The sequence below is a fragment of the Chlorogloeopsis sp. ULAP01 genome, assembly GCF_030381805.1.
Taxonomy (GTDB): domain Bacteria; phylum Cyanobacteriota; class Cyanobacteriia; order Cyanobacteriales; family Nostocaceae; genus Chlorogloeopsis.
In genome coordinates this window covers 132,208-153,946 of record NZ_JAUDRH010000013.1, presented here as the reverse complement: position 1 = coordinate 153,946, position 21,739 = coordinate 132,208, and the positions used below count along the sequence as shown (strand labels likewise).

Sequence of the window (21,739 nt, the reverse complement as noted above, 5' to 3'; positions counted from 1 at the left end):
CATGAGAAACTCAGCAGTTCACTGCTTCTCAATCCTCTGCTGCATGAGCTTGGGGATACTTTCAATCACACTGAAGCCAAAACCAGCTTTTGGTGCCGAGCAAGTATACATTATTTATGGGCCACTCAAGCTTTCTTTGACAGTAGATTCTCTGAGAACTTTTGCTGAGACTGGTAAAGTAGACAACGAGCTAAAGTTTTACGCTCGATTTGCAGGTGATCAAGCAATGGCTCGATTGCGTCGAATGTTGCAGATCCGCAGTGAGCTGCCAGTGACAACCGTTTCTCAACTCACCTATGCTCCCATGTCAGAGGATTTTCTGCAACGAATAGGTCGTTATGTGCAAACGGAGTCTGGTATAAATGGTTTTCATGCAATTCGCGCCGCCTGGATTTTGTCTGCTAGCAAATCAAATAGTTACACATTAATCGATGTGATGCGAAACTACCCTGCACGAGGTATTCGCATTGATGTTGCAAATATCCAAAAATTGCAAAATGTATTATTAATGCTAATCAACTATAAAAATGCAGCCATTGGGGCGATCGCTTCACAAGCTAAAGTTGAAACTGCTGCCGAATCTAAAATAAATTTTTCGCTGTTACCCGATCCACGAAAATCAGGAAAATTCCAAGTCGCTAGACGCACACTGGAATTACAGCGTTCTATGCCAACGCTAAAAGGAAATCGGTTTACCCGTAAGTTTAAAGTAAATTTATACATTCCTGAAAGTTCGCCTCAACCCGCTCCAGTTGTGGTAATTTCCCACGGCATGGGATCTACACCCAGTGGATTTGCTTATTTAGGTGAGCATCTAGCTACTCATGGCTTTGCAGTTGCTATACCAGAACATATTGGCAGTGGCAAAGCGATTAAAGAAGCATTGTTTGCTGGTTTAATTAACACTAATGTTTACCCAACAGACTTTGTTGAGCGCCCCAAAGATATTCACCAAACACTTGATGAACTAGAATGGCTATCTCATTCAGATCCGAATCTGAAAGGACGTCTTAACCTGCAAAATGTAGGCATGATTGGACATTCTTTTGGTGGCTACACTGCTTTAGCAGTGGCAGGAGCAAGGCTCAATATGAGGCGAGTTGATCACGATTGTGCTGTTGATCGCACGCGTAACAATCTCTCTACTTATTTACAGTGCCTAAGTCAACAATTGCCTGCAATAGATCGCCGTTTGGGTGATCCTCGCATTCGAGCAGTAATTTCCATTAATCCTCTGACTAGTATAGTTTTCGGCCCAGAAGGGATGAGCGAAATTGAGATACCAACTATGCTCATGAGTGCTACTAATGATATTCTCACAGCTCCCGTACCAGAACAAATTCATCCTTTCTTGTGGCTGAAAACTCCTGAAAAATATCTAGCTTTGATGGTTAATGCAGGGCATACCGCCGCAGATCAAGGAGATGGAAGCAACCCCAATCTCCCCCAAACATCCAGAGATATCTTGTTTGCTGGCCCTAATCCAAACTTAACACGGGAATATATCCAGGCATTAAGTTTAGCTTTTATGCAGATATATATTGGTAATCGCCTTGAATATCAAAGGTATTTAAGAGCATCCTATGTAAACTCAATCACCCAAGAGCCAATTCAGCTTCAGTTAGTGCGATCGCTAACACCCACCCAACTTAAACAAGCCTATGGAAATTCGCCACCCTTAGAATTTTTTCCTGCTCCAGTTGAGGTATTCGCACCCAAAAAGTGATGGCTTTGCTTCCTCTTCATCAGGCTTTAACCTGGGAAAGAGAAAAACACGACTGAAATCGCTGTATTCCTTTACTGTTCCCCGTTCCCTTGCCTAAATAGATAATTTATTTTGCACAACTACTTATGTGTGCATTTATGTTGATTTTTTACTAACACAAAAATCTTGTGTATTAACTGTAACGTGACCGCACATATCTATAAATAAACATTGGCTGGGAAAGTATAAATACTTTGTGCCAAAGGCTGATACTTGTTATTTCTGAAGCGATCGCCATATCAATCGTACTTTAGAAAATAGTAAGTATTAACATTCTATACTTTGCTTATTGTGATACTAATAAGTTACGTAAATTGACGGTATTTTGTTAAATTTGTCAATGGTATATTTTTGACTGTCAACAGAAAAGCCCATACTTGTTAAATTCCCAAGTTCCCTACGTAAATATATTTTTTATACATTCATCAGGGCTAGGCTTACAGTTTTGACTAAAAAAATTCAACGTCTAGTTGAAGTAAGCATTTCTAAAACTCTAAATATGCAATTAGATGATTAAGTCCATAAAGCTTAGTATTGTGTGAATAAATTTATGGCAGCTTTTTTGTATCCAATTTATACATTAGTAAGTTTAGTGTTGTCAATTTGGGCAATTAGCTTGTTTCAGCAAGGACATAAAGTTAGCACAATTATGCTGATTTTTGTATTAGCTGGAATGACTTACGACAATCTTATCGTTTCGGTAGGTTCTTTGATTACAGAAGGAGGTTTGCTGAAATTACTGAATCGCTTTCGTTTTATATTTCACAATTTATTTGTGCCTCTTTTGGTGGTGAACGCATTCAAACAAGCTTGTGATGCTGGCGTAACTTGGGCAAATCACCCTATTGTTGCCAAAGGTTGCTGGACACTTACTATTGGCATAATTACCTTAGGTTTGCTCAATGAGATTCGTCAACAGGAATTGATACCAGTAAATATTGCTGGTACTCTGCGTTACAGGCCTCAAATTTATGGGGTGCCAATTCTAACCATCTTGACTGCAATCCTGGTAGCTGTGGCAGGATTTTGCATTTGGCAAGAAATACAATGCCCGTGGATGTTTGTAGGAACAGTGGTAATGCTTTGTTGTAATGCTCTACCTAAAAATACTTTTGGTGTTGTGGTTAGTTCGGCAAGTGATTTTCTATTTATGTTGGGATTGCTGGCAACAGAGTTAATACTGTACTGAAATTTACCCAGACTACTCTTATGCAAATTCCCAAAATTAATAAATCTGTAGTTGGATGGCTGACAACTCTCGGTATAGTTGCAATTTTAACAACTAGTGGAACGATTACTTATACAGTCTTGCGCTTTGCTTCTACTCACCAAAGTCATCCAAAAACATCCGTAGCTAAAGTTCCTGAATTTATCGGTGTGGCTGCATTAGGGCGTTTAGAGCCAAAGGGAGAGGTAATTAAACTTTCTGCACCTAATTCTATAGAGGGTAATCGAGTAGAGCAGTTGTTAGTTAAACAAGGAGACAAAGTAAAAGTCGGTCAAATTATTGCTATTTTAGATAATCGCGATCGCCTACTTGCAACTTTAGAAAAAGCCAAAGAAGACGTAAAAATTGCAAAAGCTCGTCTGGCTCAGGTTAAAGCTGGAGCAAAAGCAGGAGACATTAATGCTCAAAAGGCAAATATTACCCGCATAGAAGCAGAACAAAGAGGACAAATTATTGCAACTCAAGCAGAGATAGCACGTTGGCAAGCCGAGTTAGCCAATGCTCAAAAAGAATATAAACGCTATCAATTTCTGTACAAAAATGGTGCTATTTCCGACTCTAATCTTGATAGTAAGCATTTAATTATAAAAACTGTTACTCAACAAATAAATGCAGCTAAAGCAAATTTGCAAAGAATCAAAAAAGCCCAACAGGAGCAATTAAACGAAGCAAAATCTACTTTAACTAGCATCAAAGAAGTTCGTACAGTTGATGTGCAAGTAGCCGAAGCAGAAGTTCGTAGCGCTGAGGCAGTAGTAAAACAAGCACAGGCAAACTTGAATTTAGCATATGTAAGAGCTACTCAAAATGGACAAATTTTAAAAATACACACTTATGCTGGAGAAATTGTAAGTAAAGAAGGAATTGCTGAACTTGGTCAAACAAATAAAATGTATGTTGTAGCTGAAGTTTATGAAACAGATATTAGTAAAGTTCGTGTTGGTCAAAAAAGTATTATCACTAGTGATGTTTTTGTTGGGAAATTAAACGGTATTGTAGAAGAATTTGGTTTACAAATTGGTAAAAAAGATATTTTCGACACTGATCCAACAGCAAGTATAGATGCTAGGGTTGTGGAAGTCAAAATTGCTTTAGATAGAGTCAGTAGTCAAAAAGTTGCGGGTTTAACCAACTTACAAGTAAAGACATTAATTCAGCAGTAATATAACGCAATTTAAGCAAAATTAAAATATGAAAAGGAGAATCCCACTAGCTTGGTTACAACTTAGTCGAGAAAAAAATCGCCTTTTAGTTGCAATGGCGGGAATTACTTTTGCAGATATTCTCATATTTATTCAATTAGGTTTTCAATCTGCACTTTATGATAGCAATACGAGGCTGCAACGTAGCCTGCAAGGAGACATAGTTCTAATCAGTCCTAATACTCGTAGCATGATTAATATGTCATCCTTTCCTCGTCGTCGTTTATATCAAACCATGAACTTTAAAGGGATAATGTCAGCTGATGCATTGTATCTAGATTTTGCTAAATGGAAAAATCCTCATACTCATCAGTTTAATACAATATTAACTATAGGATTTAATCCAGAAAAATCTGTTTTTAAATTACCTGAAGTGAGTCAAAAATTAGATATTGTCAGATTGAGTGACACCATGTTACTTGATAGAGGAACGCGAGGAGTTTCACAAGAAATTATTAATAAGATTGTACAAGGTAAAATTGTTTTTATTGAAATTGAAAAGCGTAAAATAGCAATTAATGGCTCATTTAATATTGGATTTTCTTTTGCTGCTGAAGGTCATTTAATTACCAGCGATCAGAACTTTCTACGTTTATTTTCTACAAGAAGGAAAGTATCTGAAGTTAATGTAGGTTTAATTACACTCCAACCAGGCTACGAACCAAAATCAATGGCTGTAGCTCTACAAAATATTTTACCTAATGATGTAAAAGTACTGACGATGCAAGAATTTATAGAATTTGAAAAAAATTATTGGGCTAAAAATACAGCTATTGGCTTTATTTTTAGTCTCGGTACACTTTTAGGATTTGTTGTTGGTACAGTTATCGTTTATCAAATTCTTTATAGTGATGTTACAGAACACTTACCAGAATATGCAACCTTAAAAGCAATGGGATTCCGAGATATATACTTATTGAGTGTTGTTTTTCAAGAAGCATTAATTTTAGCAATTCTAGGTTATATACCTGGATGTGCTATTTCTTTCTATCTATATACATTAACTAGAAATGCGACTAATTTACCTTTATTTATGCCAATCAGCCGTGCGATCGCTGTTTTTGTTTTGACTGTTTTAATGTGTACAATTTCTGGTGCGATCGCTATGAGTAAAATTAAGTCTGCCGATCCAGCTGAAATATTCTAATTTTAAAATCCAAATCCAAAATTGGTATAAGGCTTTAACTGACATGAGCCAATCTCCCAAACCAAACCTCTGGCAAAAATTAAATAACTCTACTCTACTACGTTTGTTATTGTTATTCGCCTGTGGTTGGGCATTTGTTATACTGATTAGTTATTTTTATAACGTTATTGCTATCTTTACTACTGCTGCTATTGTTGCAGCCTTGCTAAATTATCCTGTTCAGTGGTTATCTCGCTATGTACCCAGAGGATTAGCAATTGCGATCGCTTTTTTAGGTACTATAGTTATTCTCCTTACCTTAGTCACAGCTTTGGGATTACAAGTGATGACTCAAGGGCAAGGATTAGTCGCTCGCATCACCCAAGCACTGAACACCCAAAACTTACTACCACTTCAAGAATTTCTAGGCAATCTGAGTATTGAAAGAATTTTGCAAACCTTGCAAACTAGCTTGATGTCAGGCATAGGAATCGCTCAGAATGTCTTTTCGAGTGTGTTTACATTCGTATTCCTTGCCGTTATTAGTCTTTATATGTTAATCGATGGCGAAAAACTTTGGTTTGCTTTTTTAAATTTGATACCTACTCCTTCACGCGATCGGTTTGCTAATACTTTTCAGAGGAGTTTTTTGGGATTTCTCCGAGGACAATTATTATTAATGCTATTTTTGTCTACTACAAGTTTCCTCATCTTTTCAATTTTAGGAGTAAACTATGCATTGTTCTTAGCAATTATTGTCGGTATTTTAGATGCCATTCCTGGAATTGGAGCAACACTTGCAGTTTTGATAATTACTTTATTGATTTTGGCATCTCAAGGCTGGGTATTAGCTCTCAAGGTTGTGATAGCTTGCATAATTCTTCAGCAAATTCAAGATAACTTTGTGAGTCCTAAAGTTATGGGAAACGCTTTAGAAATTAGCCCAGTTCTACTCTTTTTTGCTCTTTTTATTGGCGAGCGAATTGCTGGTTTACTAGGTGTATTCCTGTCGATTCCCATAGCTGGAATGATTGCTGCGTGGTTAAGAGCAGATGCACTAGAAACACAGAACTCTTTATCAGAAAAATCACAAGAGTTGATAAACAAAGATTTGTGATTAATAGCTTTTATCTATATAATCTCTCTTTTATTTTAATAAATCAGTTTCTTTTTTTTCTTTTTATCATGATTCAGTGCATGAATTAAATCGGAATACCGTAAATACTGAAAAGCCAAACTTAAGCATAGTTCAAAGGATGAAAAATGGCTATTGAAACAAGCATTTGGATTTACTGGTTATTATGTTTGCTCGCTACTATTTTAATAGTTGCAAATAGAAATTTTGTTGATAAATTGCTAAGTCCCTACTCAAAATCATTCTATCTAGACAAAGGTTATACAACTTTCTTAATTCTGGGATGGATAACAACATTTATGGCGTCTAGTGTCTACATTTTATTTACACGCAAGTACGAAATAGGAACTTATGAAATTTCAGATCTCCTATTATTTTCAGTTATGAATGGTGTTTTAGAACAATTTATGTTTATTTTTTGGTTTTTATTAGGTTGTTATCTCGGACATATTATAGTCTCAAAAAATCATAAATTAATTTTTCTTTTTGGATATATTAGTTATTTTATTTTTTCTGGATTAATCCATGCTTTGTTTTGGACAAAAGTCCTTCCCTTGCATCAACCTGCAACTGTTGTCATGATTTCAGCACTGACTACTATGTCCCTAATTTGGATGTGGTTAGCATGGAGATATCGAGCTGTTGTAGCAATTATTGCCATGCACATTCTGATCGATTTTCTGATGATTGGACATCTGCACTTTACTTGGTTTGATTCTTTGCAGTTGATTTAACGAAACCACATATGTATATAGCGTAACTTTAGCACGGTTGCCTCAAACCCTTACTATCTGTGTAATTGGCGTAAATCATCTGAGAAACTTTTGGTGGTTCATCGCCGATGTGAAAAGCACGAGCGCTTTCCTCTATCATTTTATCTGCATGAGTTACTCGCTCAAATTGTCGCTTGTGTTCAGCCCAAGATTCTACCACCGCAGTTTCTACAAATCGACCAGGATCGGATAAATCTTGATACAAGCCCCAACAAATTGCGCCATCCCGTCGCCTAATATTGCTGAGTGCCTTCATAACTTTAGTAAACTCGTTGGCGTTGACTGGATCAATACGATACTCTAAGACAATTAAAACCGGGCCGTCATTTGGGCAAGGTTCAAAAGCGATCGCTGGTTGATCCCAGTGCAAGGATGAACGCAAATCCAATTTTTCGGCACAACGAAGGCGATAACGCACCGTCAACATAACAGCAACAATCAAACCTACACCAGCGCTGTCAAGGGCAATTGAGATACTTGTATTTTGGGCAACTGTACCCCATAACAAACTACCCAAAGTCAAGCATCCTTGAAACACCAACAATTGCACTGCTAAAGCCCTTGCCCTTACCCATGTGGGAACGGATGTTTGTGCTGCTACACCCAAGCTCACCATCACACTGAGGGAAGAAATTCCTACTAATATCATCAAGGCACATACCAAGGGAAGATTACGGAGGTAGGCAAGCACTAGCATCATCACTCCCATCAGCAAAGATGATAAAGCAACTAGCTGGTCTATAGAAAGCCGTTGTCTCAACTTAGGTAAAATAAAAGCTCCGCTCAAGCCACCGATGCCCCAAAAAGTAAGTATAATTCCATACCCCAATGCATCTAGCTGTAATTCTTGTCGTCCCAGTAGTGGTAGGAGGGCAAACAAGGCACTGGCAAAGAAAATATAGGCGGATGTACGAATTAATACAGTTTGTAATGGTGGAGCGTAACGCACGTAACGAATTCCAGCTTGCATAGCTCCTAAAAATCGCTCCGCAGGTAAGGCACTCCTTTGAGGAGTGCGCTGCCAGCGATATATTACCAATATTACTCCGACAAAAGAAGCAGCATTAAGCAGAAAAACGGCTCCAGTACCAACGGCGGCAATGATTATACCTGCCAAAGCCGGGCCAATTGAGCGCGATAAATTGATTACTATACCACTGAGAGTTATCGCTTGCGGCAAATCCTCTATTGCTACTAATTCTGGAGTAATGGCTTGCCACACGGGCATATTGATGGAGCTGCCAATACTCAAAGCAAAAGTCAACGCTAAGAGTATCGAAGGATTGATGATATTTGCCAGAGTTAATAATCCTAGTACTATTGCTACTGCCAACATCCAAGTTTGTGTCCACAGCAGTAGCTTGCGACGATCAACCACATCGGCGATCGCGCCAGCTGGTAATGCTAATAAAAAAAAGGGCAAGCTTGCAGCCGCCTGCATCAGCGCTACCAAAAAAGGTGAGTCAGGAGCCAAAGTAGTCATTAACCAAGCTGCCCCAACATCATGCATCCAAGTACCAATAGTTGATACCGCCGATGCAAACCACAAAGCGCGAAATACTGGCTGCCGCAGGGGACTCCACATTGATGTAGATACTGCTGGTGCGGTCATAAAAGAAGGAGAAAGAGGGGTGGTAAAGACAGTGACTTGTGACTGCCCTAGAGGGTAGGAGAAAAAATATATACTTTTTGAGAATATAAAAATAATAGAACGGAAAGCAACTCCGTGTGTTTTAAATTAATGTCAGTATTTCCAAATATTAGTTTCCGGGAAGCCACTTGCCAAGAAGATTCTCTGATTGCTCAACACTTTTATCAGTTGTGGCGAGACAATAACGTTTCAGATGAATCTATCCGCTCTGACTGGCTTGAGGTGATTCTTGAATTTATCAGCAAAGCTCGTCAAGATTTATACTACAAAGCATTTGTTGTAGAGATTGATGGTAAAGTAGTCGGCTCTGCTAGTTGTCAGCTGTTTGCTGGTCTTTATCCTATGCCATTTACAGAAGATTACCGCAAATATGGTTATATTTGGGGTGTTTATGTTGAACCACCTTACCGTAGTCGGGGAATTGCCACGCAGCTTACAAGTATGGCAATTGAGTATCTCAAAGCGATCGCTTGTACGCGAGCAATCCTCCACGCCTCACCATCAGGTAAACCAGTCTACGAGCGCCTTGGTTTTTTGCCAAATAATGAAATGCGGTTAGATATTTAGGATAGTAGAGACGGGTTTAAAAGATAAATTGTCGGTTTTCACCCAAATATAATCAACAAAACCCGCATGGCAGTCGCACTCGACGCGCTTAACCCGACGCCAGGTGACGCCAGTCGCTACAACGCGCTTAACCCGCGCAACGCGCTGGCTCCGCAACGCACTGGCTCCGCAACGCGCTGCCTCCCGTACAGTAGTTAGTGGTTAGTTTTTGGTGTTAACTAATAACTAATGACTAATAACTGTTGACTGTTGACTCATCAATGGTTGTGCCGATCGCAAAACTACATCCAATAGCCCTGGAAACAATACCTCTAAATCTTCCCGCCTTAAAGAATTTATATGTTGTGTTCCTTCTTTGCGCGTCCAGACTACGCCCGACTCTCTTAAAATCTTAAAGTGATTGGACATGGTAGACTTGGCGATCGCAAAATCAAAATCGGCACAGCACTGCTCTCCCTTAGTCGCCAACTGCCGAACAATTTCTAGTCGCACAGGATCGCCTAAGGCATACAATACCCCTGTCAAAGAAATATTTTTTCGATCTGGGTGATATAAGAATCTCATACTTGCATTATCTCATAAAGTAGATTATATTTTAATTATTCGATTATATCGAAATAACGAATAAAGGGAGGGCAAATATGTCATCCGTTACGAATGTGACAGAAGCCACGTTCAAGCAAGAAGTCCTCGAAAGTGAAGTTCCGGTATTAGTAGACTTTTGGGCGCCGTGGTGTGGCCCTTGTCGTATGGTGGCACCAGTGGTGGATGAGGTGGCTGCCGAGTACGTAGGACAGGTAAAAGTGGTGAAACTAAACACAGATCAAAACCCCACTGTTGCCAGTCATTACGGGATTCGTAGCATTCCCACACTCATGGTGTTTAAAGGCGGGCGGCAAGTTGATACGGTTGTAGGTGCAGTACCAAAAACAACCTTAGCTAAAACTCTATCACAGCATCTGTCTTGAGAATAAGGCAGAAGGCACAGAGCAGCGCGTTCGCGGAGCCAGTGCGCCCTTGCGGAGCCAGTGCGCCCTTGCGGGTTAAGCGCGTTGTAGCACCTGGCGTCGGGTTAAGCGCGTCGAGTGCGACTGCAAAGAGGCAGGAGGCAGTAGACGCAAAGCGGCTTCCGTAGGTAGGAAAGAAAGTTTTCCTACCCTTGTTATGTGATGTCTCACATGACTACCTAGTTTGAAACTAAGGTTGGGTATATTACTTACCCGCCCTACTGAATTTTTAACAGAAAAGCAGCAAGTGTAAAGCATGAACTAACCAGTCAAATTTACCCTTGTTGCTCTATGTTCTTCTTCTTTAGCACTAGAAACGCTCAACTTCCTTGCTTAAACGTTTTGCAACCACCGCAAAAGTTGCAGCGATGGTAGTTTACCTGTGCAGCCCTTTAGCTTCAGCCACTAACGGTGCAGCTTTGCGGGCAGATGGTGGTGTTGTGCGCTCAATAGTTTAGCCCAGAGTAATTGTAATTTTTTTAAAAAACCAGGAGAAAAATCCATGATAGAACTCTACTACTGGACAACGCCTAACGGTCACAAAATTACAATATTCCTTGAGGAAGCCGAACTTCCCTACACCATTATTCCCGTAAATATTGGCGCAGGCGATCAATTTAAACCAGAATTTCTCAAGATTTCACCCAACAATCGCATCCCTGCAATTATTGACAAAGAACCGACTGATGGTGGCGAACCCATTTCAGTCTTCGAGTCTGGTGCAATTTTGCTGTACTTAGCAGAAAAAACTGGCAAGCTAATTCCAAGCAACACGCGAGAACGTACAGAAGTCCTCCAATGGTTATTCTGGCAAATGGGAGGCTTAGGGCCAATGGCGGGTCAGAACCACCACTTCAGTCAATATGCGCCTGAAAAAATCCCTTATGCCATCAACCGCTATGTGAACGAGACAGGGCGATTGTACGCTGTACTGAACAAACGACTGAGCGATCGCGAATTTGTGGCTGGTAATAATTATTCAATTGCCGATATCGCAGCTTATCCCTGGATTGTACCTTATGAGCGCCAAGGGCAAAATTTAGAGGATTTTCCGAACCTCAAGCGCTGGTTTGAGGCAATTAAAGCACGTCCGGCAACAATTCGCGCCTATGAAAAAGCAGAAGCATTCAAAAATCAGGCACTCGATCCCGACAAGTCACGAGAATTGTTGTTTAACCAATCGGCGAATACAGTGAAACGTTAATAAAGGCGATTGGGGATAGTAGTCTATCGCGTAAGTTTTGAGGTGTTTGTAGTAAGCGTTTTAGCGCTCTGGGAGTTAAGGACTAAAGTCCTTACTACGAACTCATATAACCTGCTCAATATTGCAAGTACTCACTTTCATCTAAACAAAGTAAAAAGTCAATTTTTTGGCAATCAACTATGAACACTGACATTAATTTATTCACTCCTTACCAACTTGGCGACATCGAACTAAACAACCGCATTGTTATGGCTCCGCTTACCCGCAACCGTGCAGGTGAAGGTAATGTACCCCACGAACTCAATGCAGAATACTACGCTCAACGTGCATCCGCAGGACTAATTATTTCTGAAGCAACTCAAGTTTCACCTCAAGGACAAGGATATCCTTTTACACCAGGTATTCATTCGCCCGAACAAATAGCAGGATGGAAGCTAGTCACTGATGCTGTGCATCAGCAGGGAGGAAGAATTTACCTGCAACTGTGGCACGTAGGGCGCATTTCTCACCCGGATTTGCAACCAGACGGAGCCTTACCTGTAGCACCTTCTGCTATTCCAGCCAAAGGACAAGCTTCTACATTTGAGGGAATGAAACCCTTTGTCACACCTCGTGCATTAGAAACCGAAGAAATTGCAGAAATTGTGGAACAATATCGTCAGGGTGCAGAAAATGCCTTAGTCGCCGGATTTGATGGCGTAGAAATTCATGGTGCTAACGGTTACTTAATTGATCAATTTCTCCGCGATGGTACAAATCAGCGTACAGATATATACGGTGGTTCACTAGAAAATCGTGCCAGATTCCTATTGGAAATAACAGAAGCAGTAACTAGTGTCTGGGGTGCAAAGCGGGTAGGAGTACGTCTTTCTCCTAGTGGAACCTTCAATGATATGTCTGACTCCAATCCACTAGCAACATTTGGTTATGCAGCACAAGCACTAAATCAGTTTGATTTAGCATATTTGCATATTTATGAAGCAACGGAGGCAGATATTAGATATGGCGGAACAGTCGTACCTACCAGTCACATCCGAGAACGCTACAAAGGCACATTGATGGTTAATGGAGACTATACCTTAGAAAAAGGTAATAGCGTCCTGGCAACAAAAGAAGCGGATTTAGTCGCATTTGGCAGACTGTTTATAGCCAATCCAGATTTACCCCGGCGCTTTGCTCTAAATGCACCTCTGAATGAACCCGATCCATCAACTTTTTATGGTGGAACAGAGAAGGGCTATACCGATTACCCAACACTCGAACTACAGCAACTGCGCTAACCAAACAGCTTGACTATCTACCTGGGAAGGGTAAAAGTATTCATGTGTACTCTCTTCCCAGATTCATCGAGAAAGGCAGAGTACAAGAGGCAGAGAGAAGTTTGATCGGAGGAACAGTCTAGAACCCCCACTAAACTCCTGTTCAGTGGCTGCTTCCTAGAGGGGTTAGAATCCCCTTCTGTAAAAAATCATCTGCCATCTGCCTTCTACCTTTTCAATTAAACAACAGGGGAATTGCATGAATCCAATTACTCAGGAACTGAACTTATAAACCCAACCTTTAAATGTGCCAAGCGCCGTCTTGCAGCGTCGTTCTATCAAATATTTCAAGACAGATCCCATCCCTCCAGAATTGCTCCGGCATTTGCTAGAGCTAACCGTCGTAAGATAGGGAAGATGGAGAAGAATTTACTTTTATTACTTCCTCAACTCCCTCAACTCCTTGTCCCCGTGTCTTAATTACTGCGGCTCAACTAATTCTGTATCAAATACTTCTGCAAAAGACTGTACTATCGTTGCACGTACTTCATCGCAAGTGATATCTGGAATCCACTCAGTCAAACTAGCTACAGACTTATCCGATATCCCACAGGGAACTATTCTTTCAAAGCCTGTCATATCAGGGCAAACATTGAATGAAAATCCATGCATGGTAATCCAGCGACTAACTTTAATACCAATCGCTGCTACTTTACGTTCTTCCACCCAAACGCCAGTCAAACCAGATATGCGCTCTCCTCGTAAACCATAAATATGTAAAGTATTAATTATTACTTGCTCTAGCTGTCGTAAATACCAATGGAGGTCTTTGTAATAACGTTGTAGATTTAAAATTGGATACCCCACCAACTGACCGGGACAATGGTAAGTGACTTCACCACCTCGCTCAATTTTGTGTACTTCATAATTGTTGTGGTTAATGTCAAATTTAAGAAATTCAGAATTTGCTCCTTGTCCTAAAGTGTAGACGGGAGGATGTTCCAGCAACATGAACACATCATCTAAGCTCTTGTCTTTGATACGTTCGGCAACAAGCGATCGCTGCCAATTCAAAGCATCTATGTAAGGTGTTAAGCCTTGGTTGTATAACAAACATCGATGAGAGTATGAAGGATTACTACGGAACATTGCAAAAAATAACTGATGTGTCAAAATATGGGTATTAGAAATTACATAATTTTCGGCAAAAAACCTCAAGCTATGCAAAGGATTTTAAAGGAAAGTAAAGGGAAGCAGTTTTGTAAAATACAAAATGCTAGTTTGAATATATAACCTCAATGGTGTTGGGAGGAATTCTCTGCAAGAACCATCATGCTAACAAAAAAGTAGAAAGTACTAGCTGATGGTGTCTAATCAGTTGTTCGCATCTAAGACGGGATAAAACTTACAACCAGACACGTGTTGTCTATGAACAGAAAAACAAATCCACCCCACTTGGAGGAGTAAAGCTGATGATATCTGCGTGGGTGTATCAATGCCTTTGTTGCAGTTGCAGCAATTGCAGAGATTCGGAAAGCCAATTACTAAAGTTGGCTGAGGATAAGCACACCAACAGCAGGATGTAGGAATTTTCCGATTTAGCCCGGCGGCAGTGATAGACCTTACCGCAATTCCTTTTCTCCAAACCAAATACACATCAAACATTGAGCGGGAGAGTTTACATGAAGCTTGTCATCCACGGCAAAAATATTGAAATCACCGATGCAATCAGGGATTATGTACATCAAAAAATTGAAAAGGCGGTGAATCATTTTCAGAACATCACAAATGAAGTGGATGTGCATTTGAGCGTAGCTCGCAATCCCCGGATTAATCCCAAGCAATCGGCAGAAGTCACTATTTATGCTAACGGAAGTGTCATCCGTGCCGAGGAGAGCAGCGAGAATTTATACGCCAGTATCGATTTGGTAGCGGATAAAATAGCTCGTCAACTGCGTAAATACAAAGAACGGCGTCATGAGAAGAAAACTCATGCCCAAACTACCATTGAAGGAGTTGTTCAACAAACTGTAGTCCAAGATTTAATAGGCGATCGCACTCCCGAATTACCGGAAGAAGTAGTTCGCACAAAATATTTTTCCATGCCGCCAATGAGCGTTGCCGAAGCGTTGGAGCAGCTGCAACTGGTAGATCACGACTTTTATATGTTCCGGAATTCAGAAACTAACGAAATTAATGTTATTTATGAACGCAATCACGGTGGTTATGGTGTGATTCAACCCCGCAATGGGAATGGACATACCAACAGCAAAAACGGCAAGACGGCTCATGCTGGTACGCCGGAACAGTCGCACGTGCATAAATGACACTAGTTTAGTGGTTAAGTTAGCCTTCGTAGGGTGCGTTATCGACGATAGTCCTAACGCACCGAAAATCTGGATGGTGCGTTGTGCTTGGCGGCAACACACCCTACTAATGTACAGACTAACTACTAACTAGCTGCTGCAATGTTTTCAGTGCCTCCTCGACGTGAGCTTTAAAGTTCAACATCGAGTCAAAGACGTACTGCACAACTCCATTGTTATCTATCACATAGGTAACGCGACCGGGAATTAAACCAAAAGCTGTGGTAGCACCATATAGCTTCCGTACTTTGTCGCCTTTGTCGCTCAACAAAGTGAATGGTAGCTGGTATTTGGCAGCAAATTTTTGATGAGATTCCGGTGAATCGCCACTGATGCCAATGATTTCTGCGCCAGCAGATTGAAATACTTCATAGCGATCGCGAAAAGCACAAGATTCTGCTGTACATCCGGGCGTGTCATCCTTGGGGTAAAAATAAAGAACGACTGATTTGCCCCGAAAATCTTTCAAACTAACAGATGTACCGTCCTGGGAGGGAAGGGTAAAATCAGGCGCAGTATCCCCAACTTTTACAGACATAAGCAATTTCAAATTTACTTTTCAAAATTGACATGACACTAATACCTCTGCCCATTTTGTAAAACGCCCGCAGGCTAGAAGCCTGGGGGTAGTCGTACAAAGCCCATGCAGGTGGGCTGAAATTCTTATAGGCTGCGGAGGCAGCCTTTGTTTGTATAGCCGCACCCTTCTGGGGTGTCGGATTTGGGCAAAGGTATTGGACATAAAAACCGGGTTTATTGAACAACCCAGTTTTTCATGCTAGGCATAGTTCCTTTACAAAATTTTAACTTGTGTATTGGTTTAAAAATTTCCTTGATCGTCTGTCTTAAGAGAGGTAATTTATAATCTCCACGTAAAATTTCATTTATGCGCCTCACTTCTCTTGATGTGTTTCGCGGCATTACCATTGCTGGCATGATTCTCGTCAACATGGCTAGTATTGCCGATCCTAATGTCTATCCTCCCCTACTCCACGCCCAATGGCACGGTTGGACACCAACTGACTTAGTATTTCCCTTTTTTCTGTTTATAGTTGGTGTAGCGATGAGTTTTTCCTTCTCTAAATACACTGACAACAAAGCAGAGGGAGAAACTCCCCATCCACCTTACGGGCGCATCTTACGCCGTGCTGCTATTCTCTTTGCTTTGGGATTACTTCTCAATGGCTTTTGGAATCAAGGTATTTGGACTTTTGATTTCAGTAGCATCCGGATGATGGGAGTGTTGCAACGCATCAGCCTTACCTACCTGCTGGCAAGTCTGGCAGTTCTCAACCTACCGCGCAAAGGGCAATGGATACTGGCAACAGTGCTACTCATCGGTTACTGGGTGGCGATGATGTATGTGCCTGTTCCCGGTTACGGTGCTGGCGTGCTGACAAGGGAAGGTAACTTTGGTGCTTATATAGATCGCTTGATTATTCCCAAAGCACATCTTTACAAAGGCGATGGCTTCAACTTCATGGGAGATCCAGAGGGACTTTTTAGCACTATTCCGGCTATTGTGAGTGTTTTAGCTGGTTACTTTACCGGGCAGTGGATACGTAGTAAAAAAGAGATAAGTCCTGAAACTAGTATGGATATAGTCTTATTTGGTCTTAGCTGTCTAGTTCTGGGTGGAATTTGGGATTTAGCGTTTCCGATTAATAAAAAGCTCTGGACTAGTTCCTACGTAGTATTTACTACTGGATGGGCTTTATTATTACTTGCAACTTGTTATGAATTAATAGAAGTGCGACGAGTGCGGCGTTGGGGTAAAGCTTTTGAAATCTTAGGATTAAATGCCATATCTATATTTGTCGCATCCGTACTGTTGATTAAAATTTTGGTTAGAACCACCGTTGGGACTGGAGAAAAGGCTCCCAACACTTACAATTGGATTTATCAAAATCTGTTTACATCTTGGGCTGGTGCGTTCAATGGTTCACTTTTATTTGCGATCGCGACTGTGTTGTTGTGGTTGGCAGTTGCCTATGGAATGTATCGCCAACGCTGGTTTATTAAAGTTTAAATCTGCTTTTATTGCCCAGTCCATTGCTTGCGATCGCTTATTCTATTCTTCTGCATTAAAGTCTACTTTATCGTAAATATCCGCCAGCAAAATTTGGCAAGGAACCGAGGCTAGAGATAAAGTTATATCTCCATCTTCATATTCAGAAAATATCCATTTATTGTTATCAGCCTTGCAATACTGCTCAACGTGCATTGTGTACTGATCAATAAGAATATATTCCCCAAAGGTGGGAATGGTACGGTAAGCTGCGAATTTTTCATCGCGATCATAGCTTTTAGTAGATTTTGACAGCACCTCAGCAATCATGACTGGATTGGTGATAGTATCTCTTCTCCCTTCTGTAAATTGCAGTTCACCTGCAACAACCATGACATCAGGATAAGTATGAATGCGCTTATTTGGAATCCAAAGACGCTGATCTGCGACAAAAACTCGATAGGGCTGACGCTTGAGAGCAAAATTTAGCGTGGAATAAAAGTTGCCAGCAATTTGGTTGTGATTGGGTGTTCCGCCTGCCATTAAAATAATTTGTCCATCAATATATTCGTGGCGTTCCTCTGAATTAACCTCTAGTTCTAAGTATTCTTCATGTGAATAGTAGCGTTGTTCTTGTAACTGCATAATATTAATCTTGACGTAACAGAGCTATAAAACCTGCTTGTTCAAAGTGTTTATCATAAGCAAGCGCTTCCAAAATGTTGTGCTGTTCCATGATTTTAAAGGAGGTACAGTCTGTATGGCTCCAAGCTAGATCCAAACGTTGACTGTAAAGCTTTAGTACGCTGAGAAACAAGTCACTTGTTTGGGAAACAACTTCGATATTAGGATTGCTGATGGTATTGATTAATAAGATTGACTGCTGCTCGCCTGAATAGACTACCTTGCTTAGAAAAAGCATTCAATAATTCAGTGAATATTATTTCACTAGTAACTATATGTAAAGAAGGCATGAGATATGCAGTAACATTTTTGGCTTTATGATGTAGTTGGTCGTTGGGATTTAGTAAAGCAATCCAGTAACCTGTATCAGCAAATACTGTTTTCATTCCTCATTTTTGGGTGAGCCATATAGATAGTAATCCAAATTTGCTGCCATATCATTTGGGAGTTTTACCCATTCCTCTTGAGGAATTTGTAGACTAATCTCATCAATAAACTCTAAAAACGATTGAGATGGTAAATTTTGGTTTGACTCTACAGGTGTATTTTCAGAAACTCTTTGTTTAAGTCTATTTTTAATGAAAAGTAAAAAATTTAAGACTTCTTCAACTAAAAAGTCTGGCGCTTGAGCAATTTCCTTCATTACTTCTTCTTTTGCAGTCATAAACTTACCTCATTTCATATTTTTCTAATCTGTTAGGTAATGAATACCTAACAGGCTATAAGCTGTTGATTCATCCAAACTGTTGATAAACTTTTTAGATATTTCTCAACTTAAAACTGTTCAGCAATACTGTTTAGGTAGATAAACAAATCAACTGGATTGAGGTAATCAGTTTGTTTTTACTTTATTCTCAAAAACTTTTGCATTAATCACCCCAAATTTTCTACTTCTACAAGCTGATTGAGTTGATCGAGAATTCTCCAAATTTCCTGTAACATTGGCTCCAACCCAGCACCCGTAACTCCTGAAATCAAAAAAACAGGGGCATGGGAAAGATGATTCAGCTGTGTCGCCAGTACCTCTAAATCTACGCTTTCCCTATCCACCGCATCAATTTTATTCAATGCCAAAACTTGCGATCGCTCGGCTAATCCCCTGCCATAGGCTTGCAATTCTTGCTGAATTGTATTGTAATCTCTGATAACATCATCGCTGGTGGCATCAATCAAATGCAGCAATACTCGCGTGCGCTCAATATGGCGTAAAAAATCATGCCCTAACCCAGTTCCTTGGGAAGCGCCTTCAATTAATCCGGGTATGTCAGCGAAAACTGTACCATCACCTGTAGGCTTGCGTACCACTCCTAAGTTAGGCACTAGGGTAGTGAAGGGGTAATCGGCGATTTTTGGACGTGCTGCTGATAAAGCTGAAATTAATGTAGATTTTCCAGCATTTGGTAGCCCAATAATTCCCACTTCTGCCAAAAGTTTCAATTCTAAACGCAGTTGCTTAACTTCTCCTGGCAGCCCTGGCAAGGCATATTCGGGAGCGCGGTTGCGGTTACTCAAAAAATGCTGATTTCCTAATCCACCCTTACCGCCAGCTGCAATTAGCAAAGTCTGCCCAGGTTCTACTAAATCCCCTAATAAATCACCTGTTTGGGCGTCATAAACGACAGTACCACAGGGAACTTCAATCATTAAATCCTTACCATTTGCCCCAGTGCGGTTATTTGGCCCGCCACGACCACCATTTTCTGCCTTAAACTTATGATTGTATCTGAAGTCAAGCAAGGTTTGCAAGTTCTCATCTGCACGGAAATATATTGAACCACCTTTTCCTCCATTGCCGCCAGAAGGGCCACCTGCTGGCACATACTTCTCCCGTCGGAAAGCGACAATACCATCGCCTCCCTTGCCTGCTTCAACTTCAATTTCTGCTTGATCGATGAATTGCATAATTAGTCATTTGTTAATTGTTAATAGCTAATAGTTAATTGTTGATTGCCATTAACCACTAGCTATTAGCCATTAACTAAATATATTCTGAAACATCCTCTCCACAATCATCTGCCAGATAGGAGAGGGCGCGAAAACGTAAACTTACGAGTTGTTCATAAAGCGGATTGAGCTTGCATAAGGGCGGTATATGAACTACTTTGCGTCCAAATAGTTTGATATCCCGCTCAAAAGGACACTGAGAGGGAATCATTTTGCACAAAAAGCGGGCTACTCTGGGATCTTGAATGTCTAATCCGTCTAGCCAGTCGCGTAAAGGATGTAATGCATCAAGTTGGGGCTTTGTGGGTGCAAAAACAGGAGTTTGTGTCTTTCCTGTTGGCTGTGGCAAAGTATGGCGCAAAGCTTCCAGTAAATTTTCTGGCGCTCCTAACGCTTTACATAACTGGTGCAGCAGATAGTCTTCACTCTTGGAGTAAGTCCCGTCTGCGATCGCTACCATGACTGCCGTGCGTAAGAAGTTTTCTGCTGCTGGTGTACCTACACCCAAGATTGCAGCTAACTCTTCTGGTTCAATGGCATCAAACGATTCCAAGTTAGTTCCAGGAGCTAATTCATCCTGGGTAATACTGGCGATCATTTGTCTTTCTTGGTCATCAAAGTCACCATCTGCCCAAGCAATAGTCAGTAATCCACGCAGCCAAGCGGCTATTTGTTCGCTGCTATAGGGAGATTGAACAGCACTCGTCATAAACTCACGCCTCTAGCTTTTCCCAAGTCCATACTAGCCGACGCTTACTTCATACAATGTTATTTATTTTATTAAATCTTTGAATTAACAATGATGAATTGCGTACACGAATAGGGGACAGGGAGTAGGGAGAATTTCTCGTTACCAGGTTGAACGTAGTAACGAGGGCTTGGTGGCTCTGCCTGGTGGCTGAGTAAATAGAGATTATTTTTTTCTCTTGTGCTAAGATTATTGAGATTTTTTTTAATTAATCTCCTTTTTAGGAGATTTTTTAATGATAAAAACTAAAATTGACCTTGGTGTCATTCAAGAAACACTACTAATTCCTCTCTGGGCTAGAGCTACCGAATTAAAGCAAGCCGATCCGATTCTATTAGACTCTAAATCGGCTGAGATTGTCGCAGCGATTGATTACGGTTTTGAGAAATTTACTCATGCCAAGAACTCTCAAGTAGGTGCTTGTTTGCGAGGAATGATCATCGACAACTGGACACGTAATTTCCTCCAACAGCATCCTCAAGGCTCAGTTGTGGAAATTGGCGCAGGATTGAATACGCGCTTTGAAAGATTGGATAACAACCAAGTGCGCTGGTTTGATTTAGACTTGCCGGATGTGATGGCTTTGCGCAAGCAGTTTTTTCAAGAAACGGAACGACGTCAGTTTATTATTGCTTCTTGTCTGGATACAGACTGGTTTGAGCGCGTTAAAGCCATTGGTACACAACCTTGTATGTTTATAGCGGAAGGTGTGTTGATGTATCTTAACGAACTACAGGTGCAACAACTTTTTAGCAATCTCTTACAAGAGTTCCCTGGTTCGTGGTTTGCCTTTGACTCCATATCACCGCTTTTCGTGAAGAATCAGCAGCGCCACGATGCAATTAAACACATGGCGGCAAAGTTCGATTGGGGAATTTCAGATATTCGTAAGATAAAAGATTGGGACTCTCGCTATCACATTATGGAGGTTTGTACTTTTAAAGATTTGCCAGCAAAATATTTAAAACGTTTTTCCTTAATTAATCGTCTCTTATTTTCGTATATTCCACCTTTACGAAATACTTATCGTTTAGCATTAGTCAAGCTTGGTTAATTTAAATAACAAAAAAGA

24 protein-coding genes and 1 pseudogene are annotated in these 21,739 nt (G+C 40.6%); 15 read left to right on the top strand and 10 right to left on the bottom strand.

The window, feature by feature from the left end:
• The first annotated feature begins 1 nt into the window (after position 1).
• The 6 genes from QUB80_RS24275 (at position 2) to QUB80_RS24250 (ending at position 7,190) form a co-directional block, all read left to right on the top strand.
• Positions 2-1,726, top strand: coding sequence for an alpha/beta hydrolase (locus tag QUB80_RS24275; RefSeq protein WP_289792043.1), 1,725 nt, complete (start codon positions 2-4; stop codon positions 1,724-1,726).
• Between the two features lie 589 nt (positions 1,727-2,315).
• Positions 2,316-2,954: a hypothetical protein gene (locus QUB80_RS24270; RefSeq protein WP_289792042.1), complete on the top strand. Its 639-nt coding sequence runs from the start codon at positions 2,316-2,318 to the stop codon at positions 2,952-2,954.
• Between the two features lie 20 nt (positions 2,955-2,974).
• The gene (locus QUB80_RS24265) at positions 2,975-4,156 is read left to right on the top strand and encodes an ABC exporter membrane fusion protein (protein WP_289792041.1); all 1,182 of its coding nucleotides are present in this window, start codon (positions 2,975-2,977) and stop codon (positions 4,154-4,156) included.
• Between the two features lie 28 nt (positions 4,157-4,184).
• Complete coding sequence (gene devC / locus QUB80_RS24260; RefSeq protein WP_289792040.1) at positions 4,185-5,342, top strand: ABC transporter permease DevC; 1,158 nt, start codon at positions 4,185-4,187, stop codon at positions 5,340-5,342.
• A 43-nt stretch (positions 5,343-5,385) separates the two neighbouring features.
• Entirely contained in the window at positions 5,386-6,438 is a 1,053-nt protein-coding gene (locus QUB80_RS24255) for an AI-2E family transporter (RefSeq protein ID WP_289792039.1), read from the top strand.
• 146 nt (positions 6,439-6,584) lie between these two features.
• Positions 6,585-7,190 (top strand): hypothetical protein, encoded by a 606-nt coding sequence (locus tag QUB80_RS24250; protein ID WP_289792038.1) that lies wholly within the window; start codon positions 6,585-6,587, stop codon positions 7,188-7,190.
• A gap of 28 nt (positions 7,191-7,218) precedes the next feature.
• Here QUB80_RS24250 and QUB80_RS24245 read toward each other — a convergent pair whose 3' ends face one another.
• A complete protein-coding gene (locus QUB80_RS24245; protein ID WP_289792037.1) occupies positions 7,219-8,841 on the bottom strand; it encodes an MFS transporter in 1,623 nt (540 codons plus the stop codon).
• A 129-nt stretch (positions 8,842-8,970) separates the two neighbouring features.
• Between QUB80_RS24245 and QUB80_RS24240 the strand changes: the two genes are divergently transcribed.
• Positions 8,971-9,447, top strand: coding sequence for a GNAT family N-acetyltransferase (locus QUB80_RS24240; RefSeq protein WP_289792036.1), 477 nt, complete (start codon positions 8,971-8,973; stop codon positions 9,445-9,447).
• On the opposite strand, the gene QUB80_RS24235 is transcribed toward QUB80_RS24240, so the two are convergent.
• Both QUB80_RS24235 and QUB80_RS24230 read right to left on the bottom strand, forming a co-directional pair.
• The gene (locus QUB80_RS24235) at positions 9,436-9,603 is read right to left on the bottom strand and encodes a hypothetical protein (protein WP_289792035.1); all 168 of its coding nucleotides are present in this window, start codon (positions 9,601-9,603) and stop codon (positions 9,436-9,438) included. The genes QUB80_RS24240 and QUB80_RS24235 overlap by 12 nt on opposite strands.
• A gap of 69 nt (positions 9,604-9,672) precedes the next feature.
• Entirely contained in the window at positions 9,673-10,011 is a 339-nt protein-coding gene (locus QUB80_RS24230; RefSeq protein WP_289792034.1) for an ArsR/SmtB family transcription factor, read from the bottom strand.
• Between the two features lie 77 nt (positions 10,012-10,088).
• On the opposite strand from QUB80_RS24230, the gene trxA reads away from it, so the two are divergent.
• From trxA to QUB80_RS24205, 5 genes and pseudogenes are all read left to right on the top strand, one after another.
• A complete protein-coding gene (gene trxA / locus QUB80_RS24225; protein WP_289792033.1) occupies positions 10,089-10,415 on the top strand; it encodes a thioredoxin in 327 nt (108 codons plus the stop codon).
• Positions 10,416-10,783: 368 nt separating this feature from the next.
• Entirely contained in the window at positions 10,784-10,912 is a 129-nt protein-coding gene (locus QUB80_RS24220; RefSeq protein WP_289792032.1) for an SDR family oxidoreductase, read from the top strand.
• 44 nt (positions 10,913-10,956) lie between these two features.
• Positions 10,957-11,658, top strand: a complete 702-nt coding sequence (locus QUB80_RS24215) for a glutathione binding-like protein (protein WP_289792031.1) — start codon at positions 10,957-10,959, stop codon at positions 11,656-11,658.
• 179 nt (positions 11,659-11,837) lie between these two features.
• On the top strand, positions 11,838-12,938 hold the full coding sequence (locus tag QUB80_RS24210) for an alkene reductase (protein WP_289792030.1): 1,101 nt from the start codon (positions 11,838-11,840) through the stop codon (positions 12,936-12,938).
• A 286-nt stretch (positions 12,939-13,224) separates the two neighbouring features.
• Positions 13,225-13,320 (top strand): annotated as a pseudogene (locus QUB80_RS24205) (nitroreductase family protein); the annotation flags it as partial.
• A gap of 77 nt (positions 13,321-13,397) precedes the next feature.
• On the opposite strand, the gene lipB reads toward QUB80_RS24205, so the two are convergent.
• Entirely contained in the window at positions 13,398-14,066 is a 669-nt protein-coding gene (gene lipB / locus QUB80_RS24200) for a lipoyl(octanoyl) transferase LipB (protein WP_289792029.1), read from the bottom strand.
• A 533-nt stretch (positions 14,067-14,599) separates the two neighbouring features.
• On the opposite strand from lipB, the gene hpf reads away from it, so the two are divergent.
• On the top strand, positions 14,600-15,244 hold the full coding sequence (hpf, locus tag QUB80_RS24195; protein WP_289792028.1) for a ribosome hibernation-promoting factor, HPF/YfiA family: 645 nt from the start codon (positions 14,600-14,602) through the stop codon (positions 15,242-15,244).
• 118 nt (positions 15,245-15,362) lie between these two features.
• Here hpf and QUB80_RS24190 read toward each other — a convergent pair whose 3' ends face one another.
• Positions 15,363-15,821: a peroxiredoxin gene (locus QUB80_RS24190; protein ID WP_289792027.1), complete on the bottom strand. Its 459-nt coding sequence runs from the start codon at positions 15,819-15,821 to the stop codon at positions 15,363-15,365.
• A gap of 348 nt (positions 15,822-16,169) precedes the next feature.
• On the opposite strand from QUB80_RS24190, the gene QUB80_RS24185 reads away from it, so the two are divergent.
• Positions 16,170-17,312 carry an acyltransferase family protein gene (locus QUB80_RS24185; protein ID WP_289792026.1) on the top strand — a complete coding sequence of 381 codons (1,143 nt, stop codon included), beginning with the start codon at positions 16,170-16,172 and terminating at the stop codon, positions 17,310-17,312.
• Between the two features lie 42 nt (positions 17,313-17,354).
• On the opposite strand, the gene QUB80_RS24180 is transcribed toward QUB80_RS24185, so the two are convergent.
• The 5 genes from QUB80_RS24180 to QUB80_RS24160 all read right to left on the bottom strand — a co-directional run bounded on the left by QUB80_RS24180 (position 17,355) and on the right by QUB80_RS24160 (position 20,628).
• The gene (locus QUB80_RS24180; protein WP_502875319.1) at positions 17,355-17,936 is read right to left on the bottom strand and encodes a Uma2 family endonuclease; all 582 of its coding nucleotides are present in this window, start codon (positions 17,934-17,936) and stop codon (positions 17,355-17,357) included.
• A 4-nt stretch (positions 17,937-17,940) separates the two neighbouring features.
• Complete coding sequence (locus QUB80_RS24175; protein WP_289792025.1) at positions 17,941-18,213, bottom strand: type II toxin-antitoxin system VapC family toxin; 273 nt, start codon at positions 18,211-18,213, stop codon at positions 17,941-17,943.
• A 144-nt stretch (positions 18,214-18,357) separates the two neighbouring features.
• A complete protein-coding gene (locus QUB80_RS24170) occupies positions 18,358-18,639 on the bottom strand; it encodes a hypothetical protein (RefSeq protein WP_289792024.1) in 282 nt (93 codons plus the stop codon).
• Positions 18,640-18,848: 209 nt separating this feature from the next.
• Positions 18,849-19,877: a GTPase ObgE gene (gene obgE, locus QUB80_RS24165; protein ID WP_289792023.1), complete on the bottom strand. Its 1,029-nt coding sequence runs from the start codon at positions 19,875-19,877 to the stop codon at positions 18,849-18,851.
• A 76-nt stretch (positions 19,878-19,953) separates the two neighbouring features.
• Positions 19,954-20,628 carry a Mo-dependent nitrogenase C-terminal domain-containing protein gene (locus QUB80_RS24160; protein WP_289792022.1) on the bottom strand — a complete coding sequence of 225 codons (675 nt, stop codon included), beginning with the start codon at positions 20,626-20,628 and terminating at the stop codon, positions 19,954-19,956.
• A gap of 274 nt (positions 20,629-20,902) precedes the next feature.
• Between QUB80_RS24160 and QUB80_RS24155 the strand changes: the two genes are divergently transcribed.
• Positions 20,903-21,721 (top strand): class I SAM-dependent methyltransferase, encoded by an 819-nt coding sequence (locus QUB80_RS24155; RefSeq protein WP_289792021.1) that lies wholly within the window; start codon positions 20,903-20,905, stop codon positions 21,719-21,721.
• Positions 21,722-21,739: the final 18 nt, after the last annotated feature.

What these genes read in the sequence shown, in the direction of transcription:
- QUB80_RS24275 (WP_289792043.1), top strand. Translation starts at nt 2, where the DNA reads ATGAGAAACTCAGCAGTTCACTGCTTCTCAATCCTCTGCTGCATGAGC.
- QUB80_RS24270 (WP_289792042.1), top strand. Translation starts at nt 2,316, where the DNA reads ATGGCAGCTTTTTTGTATCCAATTTATACATTAGTAAGTTTAGTGTTG.
- QUB80_RS24265 (WP_289792041.1), top strand. Translation starts at nt 2,975, where the DNA reads ATGCAAATTCCCAAAATTAATAAATCTGTAGTTGGATGGCTGACAACT.
- devC (WP_289792040.1), top strand. Translation starts at nt 4,185, where the DNA reads ATGAAAAGGAGAATCCCACTAGCTTGGTTACAACTTAGTCGAGAAAAA.
- QUB80_RS24255 (WP_289792039.1), top strand. Translation starts at nt 5,386, where the DNA reads ATGAGCCAATCTCCCAAACCAAACCTCTGGCAAAAATTAAATAACTCT.
- QUB80_RS24250 (WP_289792038.1), top strand. Translation starts at nt 6,585, where the DNA reads ATGGCTATTGAAACAAGCATTTGGATTTACTGGTTATTATGTTTGCTC.
- QUB80_RS24245 (WP_289792037.1), bottom strand. Translation starts at nt 8,841, where the DNA reads ATGACCGCACCAGCAGTATCTACATCAATGTGGAGTCCCCTGCGGCAG.
- QUB80_RS24240 (WP_289792036.1), top strand. Translation starts at nt 8,971, where the DNA reads ATGTCAGTATTTCCAAATATTAGTTTCCGGGAAGCCACTTGCCAAGAA.
- QUB80_RS24230 (WP_289792034.1), bottom strand. Translation starts at nt 10,011, where the DNA reads ATGAGATTCTTATATCACCCAGATCGAAAAAATATTTCTTTGACAGGG.
- trxA (WP_289792033.1), top strand. Translation starts at nt 10,089, where the DNA reads ATGTCATCCGTTACGAATGTGACAGAAGCCACGTTCAAGCAAGAAGTC.
- QUB80_RS24215 (WP_289792031.1), top strand. Translation starts at nt 10,957, where the DNA reads ATGATAGAACTCTACTACTGGACAACGCCTAACGGTCACAAAATTACA.
- QUB80_RS24210 (WP_289792030.1), top strand. Translation starts at nt 11,838, where the DNA reads ATGAACACTGACATTAATTTATTCACTCCTTACCAACTTGGCGACATC.
- lipB (WP_289792029.1), bottom strand. Translation starts at nt 14,066, where the DNA reads ATGTTCCGTAGTAATCCTTCATACTCTCATCGATGTTTGTTATACAAC.
- hpf (WP_289792028.1), top strand. Translation starts at nt 14,600, where the DNA reads ATGAAGCTTGTCATCCACGGCAAAAATATTGAAATCACCGATGCAATC.
- QUB80_RS24190 (WP_289792027.1), bottom strand. Translation starts at nt 15,821, where the DNA reads ATGTCTGTAAAAGTTGGGGATACTGCGCCTGATTTTACCCTTCCCTCC.
- QUB80_RS24185 (WP_289792026.1), top strand. Translation starts at nt 16,170, where the DNA reads ATGCGCCTCACTTCTCTTGATGTGTTTCGCGGCATTACCATTGCTGGC.
- QUB80_RS24180 (WP_502875319.1), bottom strand. Translation starts at nt 17,936, where the DNA reads ATGCAGTTACAAGAACAACGCTACTATTCACATGAAGAATACTTAGAA.
- QUB80_RS24175 (WP_289792025.1), bottom strand. Translation starts at nt 18,213, where the DNA reads ATGCTTTTTCTAAGCAAGGTAGTCTATTCAGGCGAGCAGCAGTCAATC.
- QUB80_RS24170 (WP_289792024.1), bottom strand. Translation starts at nt 18,639, where the DNA reads ATGACTGCAAAAGAAGAAGTAATGAAGGAAATTGCTCAAGCGCCAGAC.
- obgE (WP_289792023.1), bottom strand. Translation starts at nt 19,877, where the DNA reads ATGCAATTCATCGATCAAGCAGAAATTGAAGTTGAAGCAGGCAAGGGA.
- QUB80_RS24160 (WP_289792022.1), bottom strand. Translation starts at nt 20,628, where the DNA reads ATGACGAGTGCTGTTCAATCTCCCTATAGCAGCGAACAAATAGCCGCT.
- QUB80_RS24155 (WP_289792021.1), top strand. Translation starts at nt 20,903, where the DNA reads ATGATAAAAACTAAAATTGACCTTGGTGTCATTCAAGAAACACTACTA.